Below are 14,342 nucleotides of genomic sequence, written 5' to 3' on the forward strand. Positions count from 1 at the left end.
TAAGAAGAGCCAGCAAACTAAACGTGAGCGGTTTTCATCAGGTGTGATCGTCAAAAAGCCTTTCGGAACAGGGAGTCAGCACGGTTTTCCGGCTGAAATGCTCGCCGAAGAGGTGCTCGCGGGCTTGACTTGGCCCGTCCGCCTTGCTCCAGAGGCAGGGAAAACCAGCCTCTGGAGTGACTTCAAATGGCCGTCGCATTCACCTTTCCGGGACAGGGCAGCCAGGCCGTCGGCATGGGTAAGGACCTGGCCGATCAATTCCCCGAAGCGCGCCGCGTCTTCGAGGAAGTGGACGCCGCGCTCGGCGAAAAACTGTCGAAACTCATCTGGGAAGGACCGGAAGAGACCTTGACGCTGACCGCCAATGCCCAGCCGGCACTGATGGCGGTGTCGCTGGCGGCGATGCGGGCGCTCGAAGCGCGCGGCCTCTCGCTGAAAGACAAGGTGGCCTATGTGGCCGGTCATTCGCTGGGCGAATATTCGGCGCTTGCCGCGGCCGGTTTCGTTTCGGTCGGCGACGCGGCACGGCTGCTTCGGACCCGCGGCAACGCCATGCAGGCGGCGGTGCCGGCCGGCGAGGGCGCCATGGCCGCAATCATCGGACTGGAACAGGCCGATGTCGAAGCGGCATGCGCGCAAGCGGCCAAAGGCTCCGTTTGCCAGGTCGCCAACGACAATGGCGGCGGCCAGCTGGTGATTTCCGGCGCCAAGGCGGCGGTCGAGCTGGCGGCGAAGCTGTGCACCGAAAAGGGCGCCAAGCGGGCGCTGATGCTGCAGGTTTCCGCTCCTTTCCACTCGGCGCTGATGGCGCCGGCCGCCGATATCATGCGGGACGCGCTGGCGGATGTCGCGAAATCCGCGCCGGTAGTGCCGGTCGTCTCGAACGTGACGGTGACGCCGACCAGCGACCCGGGCGAGATCGCCCGCCGCCTGGTCCAGCAGGTGACCGGCCGCGTGCGCTGGCGCGAGACGGTGGAATGGTTCGGCGCCAATGGCGTCGCGACGCTTTACGAGGTCGGTGCAGGCAAGGTGCTGTCCGGCCTGGCGCGCCGCATCAATCGCGACATCGCCACCGGCGCCATCGGCACGGCGGCGGAAGTCGAGGCGGCGCTGGCGGCGTTGGGATGACCATCAAAGCTTGAATTTTCAACCCCAATGCGATATATGAATACATGTATTCATCGGGGGTCCCTCATGCCGACATCCATCCGTCTGGCGCCTGAGATTGAAGAACGATTGGACTTTCTGGCCGCCAAGACCGGCCGCAGTAAAGCCTATTATCTACGTGAACTCATTGAACGTGGGCTCGAAGACCTGGAAGACTATTATCTCGCTGCCGAGGTGCTTGAGCGCATCAGGCGAGGTGAGGAGGATGTCGTAAAGAGCGAGGATTTCTGGCGTGGCCTGGACGCTTGAGTATGCTCGTTCGGCTCGCAAGTTTGTCGAAACACTAGATCCGCATACACGAAACCGTATCCGCGAATTCATCGAAAATCGACTTGCCTATCTCGACAATCCGCGTGAGCTAGGCAAACCACTTAAAGGCCCGTTGGCGACATTCTGGAGGTACCGAGTTGGGGACTACCGGATTGTCTGCGATGTGCAAGACACGCGGCTGGTGATTCTTGTCGTGACGATCGACCATCGCGGCGACGTCTACAGATAGCCCGGCAGCTGACCTGTCCGATTTGAAAGGAAGTGAAATGTTCGAACTGACCGGCCGCAAGGCGCTCGTCACCGGCGCATCGGGAGGCATCGGCGAGGCGATCGCCAGGGTGCTGCACAGCCAGGGCGCGATCGTCGGCCTGCACGGTACTCGTGTGGAGAAGCTGGAGGCCTTGGCGGGCGAGTTGGGCGACCGCGTAAAACTGTTTCCAGCGGATCTGACGAACCGCGACGCAGTCAAGGCGCTCGGCCAGAAGGCTGAAGCCGACCTCGAGGGCGTCGACATCCTGGTCAACAATGCCGGCATCACCAAAGACGGACTGTTCGTGCGCATGTCGGACGCCGACTGGGATTCCGTGATCGAGGTGAACCTCACCGCCGTGTTCCGGCTCACCCGCGAGCTGACCCATCCGATGATGCGCCGGCGTCATGGCCGCATCATCAACATCACCTCGGTGGTCGGCGTCACCGGCAATCCCGGCCAGACCAATTACTGCGCCTCAAAGGCCGGCATGATCGGCTTCTCCAAGTCGCTGGCGCAGGAGATCGCCACCCGCAACATTACCGTCAACTGCGTCGCCCCGGGCTTCATCGAATCGGCCATGACCGACAAGCTCAACGACAAGCAGAAAGAGACGATCATGGCGGCGATCCCGACAAGGCGCATGGGCACCAGCGCCGAGGTGGCGTCCGCTGTTGCTTATCTCGCCTCGAACGAGGCGGCCTATGTCACCGGCCAGACCATTCACGTCAACGGCGGCATGGCGATGATCTGACGGGGCGATGGGCTGACCGACCGAGGTCGGCCGCGCCTGTGAAAACAGCCATTTCGGCTTGGACGGCCGCTATTTTTCGTGTAATGCGGCCCGCAACCCGGCGGTTCGGGCAAAAACCGGTCCTGTGGCGTTGCGTTGCCCGCAAGACCATCTTTCAGCTTGATTAGCGGCATTCCGCCCGCTAACGAAGATAGACAACATAAGACGAGGATTGCCCAAATGAGTGACACCGCAGAGCGCGTCAAGAAGATCGTCATCGAGCATCTCGGTGTCGATGCCGACAAGGTGACGGAGCAGGCGAGCTTCATCGACGATCTGGGCGCGGACAGCCTCGACACGGTCGAACTCGTCATGGCGTTCGAAGAAGAGTTCGGCGTCGAGATTCCGGACGATGCCGCGGAGACCATCCTGACCGTCGGCGATGCCGTGAAGTATATCGACAAGGCCTCGGCCTGAATTCTTTCGCAGGCATTATCGGGGAGGACCTGCGATGAGGCGTGTCGTCGTCACGGGCCTTGGTCTGCTTTCGCCGTTTGGCATGGGCGTCGAGCACAGCTGGCGGGAATTGCTCTCCGGCCGCAGCGCTTGCCGCCGCGTCACCGAATTCGAGGTGGACGATCTTGCCTGCAAGATCGCCCACATCATCCCGCGCGGCGACGGCTCCAACGGCACCTTCAATCCAGAGGCCGTGCTCGAGCCGAAGGAACTGCGCAAGATCGGCGAGTTCATCCTCTATGGCATCGCGGCCGCCGACGAGGCGCTGGCCGATTCCGGCTGGAAGCCGCAGACGCATGAGGAGCAGTGCGCCACGGGCGTGCTGATCGGCTCCGGCATCGGCGGCATCGACGGCATCGCCGAAAACGCGATGATCCTGAAGGAACGCGGGCCGCGCCGCATCAGCCCCTTCTTCATCCCAGGACAGATCATCAACCTGGTCTCGGGCCAGGTTTCGATCCGCCACGGCCTGAAAGGCCCGAACCATGCGGTGGTCACCGCCTGCTCGACCGGCGCGCACGCCATTGGCGACGCGGCCCGGCTGATCATGTGGGGCGATGCCGATGTGATGCTGGCCGGCGGCGCCGAGGCGCCGATCACCCGGCTGTCGATTGCCGGCTTCGCCGCCTGCCGCGCGCTCTCCACCGACCGCAACGATACGCCGGAAACGGCTTCGCGTCCCTATGACCGTGACCGCGACGGTTTCGTCATGGGCGAGGGCGCCGGCGTCGTCGTCCTGGAAGAGCTCGAGCACGCCAAGGCGCGCGGCGCCAAGATCTATGCCGAGGTTACCGGCTATGGCCTGACGGGCGACGCCCATCACATCACCGCGCCGGCAGAAGACGGGGATGGCGCCTTCCGCTGCATGACGGCGGCGCTGAACCGGGCGAAGCTCTCGCCGGCCGACATCGACTACATCAACGCGCACGGCACCTCGACCATGGCCGACACGATCGAGCTCGGCGCGGTTGAGCGCCTGGTCGGCAATGCCGCCTCGAAGATTTCGATGTCGTCGACCAAGTCGTCGATCGGCCATCTGCTCGGCGCCGCGGGCGCCGCGGAAGCGATCTTCTCGATCCTCGCGATCCGCGACAACATCGCGCCGGCGACGATCAATCTCGACAATCCGGAACGCGAGTCGGCGATCGATCTCGTGCCGAACAAGCCGCGCCAGCGCCAGATCGATGTCGCGCTGTCGAATTCCTTCGGCTTCGGCGGCACCAACGCCTCGCTCGTGTTCCAGCGTTACAACGGCTAAAAGATCCCAGGGAAGCGTGCATAGCCGTTTCCGACCGGGATTGCCCAGAGATAGACAACCAACCGGCAGTCCCGCCACCTGCCGTCATTTTTGCCAAATTCTCCCCTAGCTTTTGGCCGGGGGATTCGTTGCAGATCAGACGGTAGGGCGCGCCATGAGCACAAATCCTGGGAGCACAAATCCGGGCGGCGACGGGGAATTCGGACGCCAAGGCACAAAGGGGCCGATCGTGCCGAAGACCGCGGCCGAGGCGCTGCGCCCGGAAGCCGGCACGCCGCCGCCGTCGAAGCGCTCGCGCGCCTCGCGCAGCCAAGTCGTCGTGTTCCTGAATTTCTTCCTTTCCGTGGTCATCCTTGCCGTGCTCGCCTCGGGTGCCGCGCTCTATTTCGGCATGCAGGCTTTCGTCGAGCCCGGCCCGTCCGCCAATGGCGACACCTTCCTGATCAAGCCGAACACCGGCGTGCAGGAGATCGCCGACCAGCTGGAACGCCGCAATCTGATCGGCGATGCCCGCATCTTCCGGCTCGGCGTGCGCGCCACGGGCAATGAATCGGCGCTGAAGGCTGGCGAATACGCCATCAAGCCGCGCGCCTCGATGCGTGACATCATGGAGCTCTTCAAGAGCGGCAAGTCGGTGATGTACTCGCTCACCATTCCCGAAGGGCTGACGGTCGAGCAGGCGCTGCAGCGCGTCGCCGATCAGGAAGCGCTGACCGGCGATATGCCGCCGGCCCTGCCGCCGGAGGGCAGCATTGCCACCGACACGCTGCGCTTCACCCGCGGCGCCACAAGGCAGCAGATGGTCGACAAGCTTATCGCTGACCAGAAGAAGCTGGTCGAAGACGTCTGGTCGCACCGCGCGCCCGACCTGCCGATCGCCAACATCGACGACTTCGTCACGCTCGCCTCGATCGTCGAGAAGGAAACGGGCAGGAGCGACGAGCGCTCGCGCGTCGCCGCCGTCTTCCTCAACCGCCTGGCCAAAGGCATGCGGCTGCAGTCCGACCCGACCATCATCTATGGCCTGTTCGGCGGCAAGGGAAAGCCGGCGGACCGGCCGATCTACCAGTCGGATCTCGACAAGCAGACGCCCTACAACACCTACATGATCAAGGGCCTGCCGCCGACGCCGATCGCCAATCCGGGCCGCGCGGCGCTCGAAGCGGTCGCCAATCCGTCGAAGACCGACGACCTCTATTTCGTCGCCGACGGCAATGGCGGCCATGTCTTCGCGACCACGCTGGAAGAGCACAACCAGAACGTCGCCCGCTACCGGGCGCTGCAGAAGAAGCAGGCGGATGCCGCCGCCAAGGCTCCTGGCCAGACGACGGCGCCGGCCGCTCCCGATGGCGGCGCCGACAGCGGCGATGCCGGAGCCAATGGCGGCAGCGGCGAGAACGGCGACGCCGGCGGTGACGCCGCGCAATAAGCGCATCGCTTGAATCCAATCCGCCTTGAGCCTTCCGCTCGCGTCCTTTGACGCGAGCCGCTATTCATGTTTTGAGGGGATATCCGCCGCCGCGCCATCGGGCCGGCGATTTTTGGGGTGCGCGGCGCCGGGCAAGATAGGCCAGGGCCCGCGACAGGGGATGCACAATGAGCCTGCAAAGCATGACCGGTTTCGCACGGTCCGTCGCCGAAAGCGATGGCACCTCGATCGCCTGGGAGGTGAAGTCGGTCAACGGCAAGAGCGTCGAGGTCAGGCTGCGGCTGCCGCAGGGTTTCGACCGGCTTGAGACCGCCGTCCGCCAGACCGTTCAAAAACGCTTCGCGCGCGGCAATTTCCAGGCGACGTTGACGGTCGGCCGCGCCGCCGCGAGGCAGATCCAGCCGGTGGTCAACGAGGCGTTCCTCAAGGACCTGGCAGGGCTGGCCAAGCGTTTGCAGGAGCAGTTCGGCACCGAGCCCGCCACCGCCGACGGCCTGCTCTCCCTGCGCGGTGTGCTCGACATTCCCGAAGCGGTCGAGACGGAGGAGGAGCGCGCCGCCCTCGATGCCGCGATCCTGTCGGCGCTCGAGGCAGCGCTCGCCGGCCTCGAACAGGCGCGCCTCGGTGAGGGCGCAGCACTTGGCGCGCTGCTTGCCGGCCACATCGATGCCATCGAGGCGCTGACGCTGAAGGCAGAAGCCGACCCCTCGCGCGAGCCCGCGGCCATCCGCGAGCGCATCGCCGAGCAGGTGCGCCTCTTGATGGATGCTGCGGCCAATCTCGACGCCGTCCGGCTGCATCAGGAAGCGGCCTTCCTTGCCACCAAGGCCGACATCCGCGAGGAGATCGACCGGCTGAAGACACATGTCGCTTCGGCGCGGGCGCTGCTCAAAAGCGGCGGCGCCGTTGGTCGCAAGCTCGATTTTCTGGCACAGGAATTTAACCGCGAATCGAATACTTTGTGCTCGAAGTCGAACGCTGCCGCGGTTACCGCGATCGGGCTGGAGCTCAAGGCGGTGGTCGACCAGTTTCGCGAACAGGTCCAGAATCTGGAGTGACGGGATGGTTGCCAAGGAGCCGACGGCCGCCAGGGATCTGGGGTCCCGCATCCGCCGCCGCGGATTGATGCTGGTGCTGTCGTCGCCGTCGGGCGCCGGCAAGTCGACGATCGCGCGCAATCTGCTGGAAAGCGATGGAAGCCTCGAGCTTTCGGTCTCCGTCACCACAAGGCCGCGCCGCGGCTCCGAGATCGAAGGCGTCCACTATCATTTCCGCACCATGCGCGAGTTCGAGCGGCTGCGCGATTCCGACGCGCTGCTCGAATGGGCCGAAGTGCACGGCAATTGCTATGCGACGCCGCGCGAGCCGGCGGAAATCGCGCTGGCCGAAGGCCGCGATATGCTGTTCGACATCGACTGGCAGGGCGCCCAGCAGCTCAAGGAGAAGATGCGCGCCGACATCGTCTCGATCTTCATCCTGCCGCCGTCGATGAAGGAGTTGAAAGCGCGCCTGAAGCGCCGCGCCGAGGACCAGGAATCCGTCATCGAGACCAGGCTGAAAAATGCTCGCCTCGAGATCGAGCATTGGAAGGAATACGACTTCGTCATCGTCAACGACGATCTCGACCGCGCCTTCGCCGAGGTCCGCGCCATCGTCACGGCGGAGCGTCTTCGGCGCGACAGGCGGCCGGGCCTGTTCGACTTCATTTCCGGCTTGCTGGACGAGAAGACGGTGTAGGCAGGCTAAGTTTGGCAGGATTTCACAGTCACGGCGGCGCGCCGTCGCCGACGATTGGCCTTATGGCTTGACCCCATCCACCAAGATTAGATTCCGGCCAAGCGCGGCATCACGGATCTCAAGCGCGGCCGCATATTCGTCGGAGCGATACCAGCGTCGCGCGGTCTCGATGTCGGGGAATTCGACGACGATCAGCGGCCCGGGCTTCCAACTCCCCTCCAGCGCTTCCACTTCGCCGCCGCGGACGAGGTAGCGCCCACCATAGGCCCCGATAGAGGCCGCGGCGCGGGTTCGGTAGGTTTCGAACGCCACTCTGTCGCGGATCGTAACGTCGGAAATGACATAGGCTGGCATTGCTCGCTCCGGCTGGTTTCGCCTTGCCTATCTATGGCGCCGGCGCTCGCGATCAAACCGCGTTGGTCAGCCGCACGAATTCCTCGACGCTCAGCGTTTCCGCCCGCCGCGTCGGATCGATGCCGGCCCGCGCCAGCAGCGCTTCGCCGCCAAGGCTCTTCACGCTTTGCCTCAGCATCTTGCGGCGCTGGCCGAAGGCGGCCTCGGTGACGCGGCCGAGTTTTTTCGCATCGACGGGCAGGGGGGATGCGCGTGGCACCAGATGCACCACGGAGGAGGTCACCTTCGGCGGCGGCGTGAACGCCTGCGGCGGCACGTCGAAAGCGATCCTCGCCTCGGTGCGCCAGCCGGCCAGGATGCCGAGCCGGCCATAGGCGTCGCTGTCCGGAGCCGCGGTGATGCGCTCCGCCACCTCGCGCTGGAACATCAGCGTCATCGACTGGTAGAAGGGCGGCCAGTCCGCCACCGTCAGCCAGCGGATCAGAAGCTCGGTGCCGATATTGTAGGGCAGGTTGGCGACGATCTTGACCGGCCCGCCGTTCGCCGCCCCGGCGAGTACGGCAAAATCCGTCTTCAGAGCATCGCCGGGAATGACCTCGAGCCGGCCGGGATAATGACTGGAAACCTCGGCCAGCGCTTCGAGGCAGCGCTCGTCGCGCTCGATGGCGATCACGAGCCGCGCGCCGTTGAAAAGCAGCGCCCGCGTCAGCCCGCCTGGACCGGGGCCGACCTCGATCACCGTCGCTTCGCCGAGATCGCCGGCGGCGCGCGCGATCTTGCCTGTCAGGTTGAGGTCGAGCAGAAAATTCTGCCCGAGCGCCTTCTTGGCTTGCAGGCCGTGCCGCTCGATCACATCGCGCAGCGGCGGCAGTCCGTCGATTGTGGTGCGCCCGCTCAATGGATCCTCACGCGGCGGCGGCCTGCCGTCCGCTGTCGGCCAGCCGGCGCGCCAGCCTCAGAGCGGCGATCAGGCTGTCGGCGCGTGCGATGCCCTTGCCGGCGATGTCGAAGGCGGTGCCGTGGTCGGGCGAAGTGCGGATGAAGGGCAGGCCGAGCGTAACGTTGACCGCCTCGTCGAAGGCTAAAGTCTTGGCGGGGATCAGCGCCTGGTCGTGATACATGCAGAGCGCCGCGTCATAGGAAGCGCGTGCGCGCGGATGAAACATCGTATCGGCCGGCAGCGGTCCGATCGCGTCGATGCCTTCCGCTTGCAACATCCCGACGGCGGGAGCGACGATTGCGGCATCCTCCAGGCCCATCGCGCCGCCTTCACCGGCATGCGGGTTGAGGCCGGCTATCGCAAGCCTCGGCCGCGCTATGCCGAAGCGGCTTTCGAGATCGGCGGCAGTGATGCGCGCGGTGGCGACGATCAGCTCCGTCGTGAGCACCTTCGGCACTTGAGCCAAGGCGATGTGGATGGTCACCGGAACGGTGCGCAGGTCCGGTCCGGCCAGCAGCATCACCGGCGTCACATCCCTGCCGGTGTGGCGCGAGGCCAGATGCGCCAGATATTCGGTATGGCCGGGAAAGCCAAATCCGGCGTCATAGAGCGGCTTCTTGGCGATCGGGCAGGTGACTATCGCCGCGGCGCGGCCGGCGAAACAGTCGGCGACGGCGCGGTCGATGGCTTCGATCGTGCCGGCGGCATTGGCCGGGTCCGGCTCTCCCGGGCTGTCGACATGGCGCGCATCGAGCGGCACGACGGGCAGCGCGCGGGAAAAATGATGCGCTGCCTGTCCCGGTAGCGTCTCGGCAATCGTGATATTTGCGCCGACGAGGCGGGCGCGGGCTTCGATCAAAGCGGGGTCTGCAAGCAGGTAGAAAGGCGGCACGCCGGCGCTGTCGCCAGCCTGCCAGGCGGCGATGGCGATCTCGGGCCCGATGCCCGAGGGATCGCCGACGCTGAGCGCCAGCGGCGCATCGGTCCTCTGCCCGCTCATGCCAGCTCGCTCATCGCTTGGGCGAACTCGTTGCTGTGTCGAGGCACGCTTGTCGCTCTAGCGTTCGACGATCTTGGCCTTCTGACGCAGCTCGGCGACATATTTCTTGCTGAGCTCGTCGGCATCCTTGTCGTTGCTGCCCTCGGCCTGGAACACCATCTGCGCGGCCTTGTCGTCGGAAACCTCGCGCGAGGAGCAGACGCCGATGAATTCGACGCCGCGCTCGGTCTCGCGGGTCGGCGTCGCGCCGCCGGCCTTGGTCGCTTTGATCTGCTCGGCCCAGTCGGACGGCAATTGCGGCGCCAGAACACGGCCGAGATCGCGCACGGTGACGTCGAGCAGGCCCTTGGCGAAGTCGCGCGTGGTGTTGCAGCCGCTGAAGCGGGCGCGCATGGCGTCGGCCTCGCGCTTGCGTTTGGCGAGCGTGGCGGCGCGCTCCGAGGCCGGCACCACGAAGATCACCTGCTGCAGCATGTATTCCGTCGCGGTCGGCTTGGCGCCGCCCTTGTCGAGCATGCGCCGCACGGCGTCCTGCTCGGTTACCGAGCCGCCTTCGCCGGAGCGGTAGCGCGCGCTGAGCGCCTGGTTCCAGGCCATCTGGGCGCGGATGAATTCCTTGAAATGCTCCTTGGTGACGCCCGATTGCGTCATGATCGCATCGAGCTTCGCCAGCGGCATCTTGTTGCCTGAAGCGAAGCGCTGGTAGGCGGCGTCGACCTGCTGGTCGCTGATGCGGATGCCGAGCCGCTTGGCTTCGGCCAGCCGCAGCGTCTGGTCGATCATCTCCTCCTTGGCATCTCCCTTCTTGTGCTGCAGCTTGAAGAAGGCGGCACGATGGGCGATGTCACCGGAGGTGATCGGGATGCCGTTGACGACATACTTGATCTCCGCGGCGAAAGCAGGCTGCACGACGGCCGTGACCGAAACCGAGGTCGCCGCCACCAGAAGCGCCAATCCCGCTGAAAACAGGTATTTCCTCATCTTACCTTCCCAATTTTCCCCACTACGACGGCGCCGCGCGTCCTCCAAACGCCTGCGCGATGCAGTCGACCCCCATGCTCGTCCTATGCGGCGAAACGATGTCGCCGGCGCATGGCCTTGATAATCAGGTCCATTTTCGAAGAAACACGCTTCAAATCAAGACCAAACCCCATCGCACCCCCAGCCGACGCACGGCTCGGAGGCCGCGCGCCTGCCGCCTGGTCACTGGATGGTATCGACCGCGCTTGTTGACGAACCGAAATCGCCGAGCGTGCGGAACGACAGGTTGAAACCGATGTTCTGCGACACTTCCTTGGTGACGGTGTCACGCGTCTGCGAATACGTCATGATGTAGGTGAAGCAGGAATCGTTATAGGCGAAGCCGACACCGTCCTTGACCAGCACGTTGTTCTCGATGTCATAGGTGCCGGTGCCGAACAGCCGCCAGTTTTGCGCCAGATGCGTCGAGGCGCCGAGCGTGAGCTCGTGGCGGTCGGTGGTGAAACCATAGAGCGGCTGCGCTTCGATGAAGGCATATTTGGCGCTGAGCGATATCGGCAGGCCGGAATAGGCGGCCTTCACTTCGGCACGCCTGACCTCGAGGGTCTGTTCGTCGAAACGCCCGCTAAGCGAGCCGGAGAAACCGCTAGGGCTGTTGAAGCCGACCAGGCCGACATAGTCCGAGGTCCGCTTGTCAAGGCCGGAATCGGCTGCAACGTTTACGAGATCGGGAGCGGTGAAGGAATTCACGCCCGCGAGTTGATAGGACTGGCCGAAGATGGCGTTCGTCGCCCAGCCATTGTCATAGGCGCCTGAATAGCGGAAGCCGACATTGGCGCGCGTGCCGCCTTCTATGCGGTCATAGCCGGAGAATTTATCGCGCTCGAACAGCGTGGTGGCGTCGAAGACGAAGCTCTGCGCGTCTTCGTTCGGGACGGCCAGCCCGCCGACATATTGCTCGTTCGGACGCACGAAGACCTGCGCTGTAGGCTCCAGGATGTGACTGGAACTGGGCATCGAGAACAACAGCGGCCAACGCGCCTCGAGGCCGAGGGTAGCCATGTAGCGGGCAAGCGACGAGCGCATGTCGACGTCCTGGCCGAGATTCATCGCCATGTCGTTGACCGCCGTGAGCGAAGCCGAATTTGCATTGACGTAGCCGGCATCGCCGCGGAAGGCGAGCAACGGCGTCAGTTGCAGACCGCCGTCGGTGGTGAAGGTGCGCTTCCATTCGGCTTCCGCCGTCAGCCGGCTGGACTGTCCCTCAATTCCAGGAACCCGTTCCACCTTCGAAAACTTGTCGAAAGTCTCATCCAGCCGGTTGCGGCTGATCACGCGTGCGTTGACGTTGAACGACAATTGGCCGCCAGCCACCGACGTGTCGGGAATATAGGCGTAGTCGAGGGACGGCAGCACCCAGGGTTGCTTGGCGGCGCGCGCCGTCGGATCGCTGGAGAGCGTGTCTTCCTGCACCTCGAAGCGCATGGCGCGGACATCGAAATAATTGCGGTCGCTCAAGCCAGTCAGATAGATCGACGACTGGTGGACGAGGTCGTTGTAGCCCTCGATGTTGTAGGTGCGCGAGAAGTCCTTGTCGGTCTGCAGCAGCACGTCCCAGCCGAAGTTCCAGCGCTCGTTGATCGCGAACTGACCCTTGGTGCCCATCATGCCGCGGAACTTGTTCGGATCGTCGGCAGACCCCGAATTCACATTATGGCCGGCGGAATCGATAAACGCGTCGGGATCCTGCTGGTTGATGCCGGCGATCTTCAGCGTGTACTGGCCGTTGTTGAAGCGCTGGCGCCATTCGGCCTCGCCGAGGAAACCCTGCTTGGTGTAGCCGCTGCCGGTGACGGTCAGGTCGTAGGTCGGAGACAGCGCGAAGTAATAGGGGACTTTGACGCCGACGCCGAGATGGCTGTTGTAGGTGACGCCGGGGATCAGGAAGCCGCTCTTGCGCTTCACCGTCGGGTCGGCGATCTCGAAGGCGGGCAGGTAGGCGAGCGGGAAGCCGAAGAATTCGAAATTCGAGTTCTCGAAGCGGACCGTCTTCTTCTCGCCGTTCCAGATGATCTTGCGCGCCTTGACGCGCCAGGTCGGCGCTTTGTCCGGCTTGTCCTCGCAAGGTTCGCAAGCCGTGTAGACGCCGTTGTGGAAGGTGGTGAGCACGCCGCCCATGCGCTCGGCGCTCTCTGCGGCGAAATAAGCCTTGTCGATCGTCTCGACGCGCAACGCGTTGAGAAAGCCGTCGGCGAAGTCGTCGGTGATGTCGATATGGTCGGAATTGACCTTGGTGCCGTCGCTGTTGATCAGTTCGACGGCGCCGCTGGCGACGAGGCGCTTGGTGTCGCGGTTGTAAACCACACGCTGGGCGACCAGCTTGTTGCCGCCATAGTCGATCTGCACGCCGCCGACGGCCGTCACCGTATGCTTGTCGTTGTCATAGACGAGGGTATCGGCGGCCAGCAGCATCTGCGTGCCGGACGGGACGGGCTTGGCGACAACCTGCTGCGCCAGCGCGGGTGCCATCGGCACCGCGCAAGCGAACAGACATGCCAAGGCGGTCGCCCCATAGAGGCGTGCCAAACCGGCCTGCCTATGGCTGCGCAAAACCGCCTCCCTCACTAGCCGTCTTCCTTGTATAGCAGAAACGTCACCCCAAAGAACATAGCCACGACAACCGGAACCCATGCAGCCACCACAGTAGGCACGAATCCGGCGACACCGAATGCCTTGACCAGTACCGAGACGACATAAAGCAGAAAGCCGGCCACGACGCCACCCAGAATCATCGTTGCCGATTGCCCCATTCGCGCAAATCGCATTGAAACCGTTGCAGCAATCAGCGTCATGGCCACGAGCAGGAACGGCAACGCCACCAGCGAATCAAATTGCATGGCGAAGGCGTTTGCCTTCAGTCCGAAGGAACGGGCGACCTCGATCTTGCGTGGCAATTCGTAGAACGGGATGGTTTCCGGGCGCGCCAGGCGTTCCTGCACGAATTCCGGCTTGAGATTGGTCGGCACCTTGTCGGTCGCAAGCGCCTGGATATTGCCTCCCTTGAAAACCTTGACGTCCTGCAATTCCCAGTAGCCGTCGCGCAGGAAAGCCTTGGCGGCATCCTTGCGCTCGGCGATATTGCCATGCTGATCGAGGACGAAAAACACCGCGTCTGCCATCTCCAGCCCCTGATTGAGGATGGCGCGAGCGCCGATGATGGTGTCGCCTGATTCGGTCTTTTGCCTGAGCCACGGCGTGACATTGGTGGTGACGGCATTCGACTTGCCGGCCCGCAGGTCGTTCTCCATCTGCTCGGACCAGGAAAAGCCATGCGCGGCGATCGGGTTGATGATGGCGACCGACAGCACGCCGAACATCAGCGCGCCGACGCAGCAGGGGAACAGGAATTGCCAGGCCGAGACGCCGGCCGAGCGGGCGATGACGAGCTCATAGCGGCGGTTGAGCGACACCAGCGTCGCCATCGCCGAGAACAGCCCGACGAACGGCACCGTCTGCAGCATGATCATCGGCATCCTGAGCGCCGAAATGGCGAGGGCTGTGCCGTAGGTGAAGCCGGGCAGGCCGGTCGTGCGGCCGGAAAGCTCGGTGAAATCGATCAGGAACACCAGCGCCAGCAGGCCCAGGAAGAACCAGAAGGTAATCGAGACGTAGCGGAAGAAGAAATAGCGGCCCAGCGTCCAGCCCAT

General features: G+C 64.2%; 15 protein-coding genes. 9 read left to right on the plus strand and 6 right to left on the minus strand.

The annotated features are described in order from the left end of the window. Positions 1-186 precede the first annotated feature (186 nt). From fabD to gmk, 9 genes are all read left to right on the plus strand, one after another. Entirely contained in the window at positions 187-1,128 is a 942-nt protein-coding gene (gene fabD / locus WDX12_RS21405) for an ACP S-malonyltransferase (RefSeq protein ID WP_434721912.1), read from the plus strand. 66 nt (positions 1,129-1,194) lie between these two features. After that, entirely contained in the window at positions 1,195-1,416 is a 222-nt protein-coding gene (relB, locus tag WDX12_RS21410; protein WP_320296354.1) for a type II toxin-antitoxin system RelB family antitoxin, read from the plus strand. Beyond that, complete coding sequence (locus WDX12_RS21415; RefSeq protein ID WP_434721913.1) at positions 1,400-1,666, plus strand: type II toxin-antitoxin system RelE family toxin; 267 nt, start codon at positions 1,400-1,402, stop codon at positions 1,664-1,666. The genes relB and WDX12_RS21415 overlap by 17 nt, the downstream gene beginning before the upstream one ends. A 37-nt stretch (positions 1,667-1,703) precedes the next feature. Further along, positions 1,704-2,441: a 3-oxoacyl-[acyl-carrier-protein] reductase gene (gene fabG / locus WDX12_RS21420; RefSeq protein WP_112101164.1), complete on the plus strand. Its 738-nt coding sequence runs from the start codon at positions 1,704-1,706 to the stop codon at positions 2,439-2,441. 219 nt (positions 2,442-2,660) lie between these two features. After that, positions 2,661-2,897 carry an acyl carrier protein gene (locus WDX12_RS21425; RefSeq protein WP_006203723.1) on the plus strand — a complete coding sequence of 79 codons (237 nt, stop codon included), beginning with the start codon at positions 2,661-2,663 and terminating at the stop codon, positions 2,895-2,897. Positions 2,898-2,931: 34 nt separating this feature from the next. Beyond that, positions 2,932-4,194, plus strand: a complete 1,263-nt coding sequence (fabF, locus tag WDX12_RS21430) for a beta-ketoacyl-ACP synthase II (RefSeq protein WP_320296352.1) — start codon at positions 2,932-2,934, stop codon at positions 4,192-4,194. Between the two features lie 154 nt (positions 4,195-4,348). After that, positions 4,349-5,623: an endolytic transglycosylase MltG gene (mltG, locus tag WDX12_RS21435; protein WP_320296351.1), complete on the plus strand. Its 1,275-nt coding sequence runs from the start codon at positions 4,349-4,351 to the stop codon at positions 5,621-5,623. A 167-nt stretch (positions 5,624-5,790) separates the two neighbouring features. Beyond that, positions 5,791-6,681 (plus strand): YicC/YloC family endoribonuclease, encoded by an 891-nt coding sequence (locus WDX12_RS21440; RefSeq protein WP_320296350.1) that lies wholly within the window; start codon positions 5,791-5,793, stop codon positions 6,679-6,681. Between the two features lie 4 nt (positions 6,682-6,685). Next, entirely contained in the window at positions 6,686-7,360 is a 675-nt protein-coding gene (gene gmk, locus WDX12_RS21445) for a guanylate kinase (RefSeq protein ID WP_434721914.1), read from the plus strand. A 60-nt stretch (positions 7,361-7,420) separates the two neighbouring features. Here the strand turns inward: gmk and WDX12_RS21450 are convergent, their stop codons facing one another. The 6 genes from WDX12_RS21450 to lptG all read right to left on the minus strand — a co-directional run bounded on the left by WDX12_RS21450 (position 7,421) and on the right by lptG (position 14,342). Further along, a complete protein-coding gene (locus tag WDX12_RS21450; RefSeq protein ID WP_434721915.1) occupies positions 7,421-7,714 on the minus strand; it encodes a DUF1330 domain-containing protein in 294 nt (97 codons plus the stop codon). A gap of 52 nt (positions 7,715-7,766) precedes the next feature. Then, on the minus strand, positions 7,767-8,612 hold the full coding sequence (gene rsmA, locus WDX12_RS21455; RefSeq protein WP_434721916.1) for a 16S rRNA (adenine(1518)-N(6)/adenine(1519)-N(6))-dimethyltransferase RsmA: 846 nt from the start codon (positions 8,610-8,612) through the stop codon (positions 7,767-7,769). Positions 8,613-8,619: 7 nt separating this feature from the next. Beyond that, positions 8,620-9,654 (minus strand): 4-hydroxythreonine-4-phosphate dehydrogenase PdxA, encoded by a 1,035-nt coding sequence (gene pdxA / locus WDX12_RS21460; RefSeq protein WP_434721917.1) that lies wholly within the window; start codon positions 9,652-9,654, stop codon positions 8,620-8,622. A gap of 57 nt (positions 9,655-9,711) precedes the next feature. Then, the gene (locus WDX12_RS21465; RefSeq protein WP_434721918.1) at positions 9,712-10,635 is read right to left on the minus strand and encodes a SurA N-terminal domain-containing protein; all 924 of its coding nucleotides are present in this window, start codon (positions 10,633-10,635) and stop codon (positions 9,712-9,714) included. A gap of 222 nt (positions 10,636-10,857) precedes the next feature. Beyond that, positions 10,858-13,260 carry an LPS-assembly protein LptD gene (locus tag WDX12_RS21470; protein WP_434721919.1) on the minus strand — a complete coding sequence of 801 codons (2,403 nt, stop codon included), beginning with the start codon at positions 13,258-13,260 and terminating at the stop codon, positions 10,858-10,860. Continuing rightward, positions 13,260-14,342, minus strand: coding sequence for an LPS export ABC transporter permease LptG (gene lptG / locus WDX12_RS21475; RefSeq protein ID WP_434721920.1), 1,083 nt, complete (start codon positions 14,340-14,342; stop codon positions 13,260-13,262). The genes WDX12_RS21470 and lptG overlap by 1 nt, the downstream gene beginning before the upstream one ends.

It is taken from the genome of Mesorhizobium sp. RIZ17 (genome assembly GCF_051127865.1).
Taxonomy (GTDB): Bacteria; Pseudomonadota; Alphaproteobacteria; order Rhizobiales; family Rhizobiaceae; genus Mesorhizobium; species Mesorhizobium humile.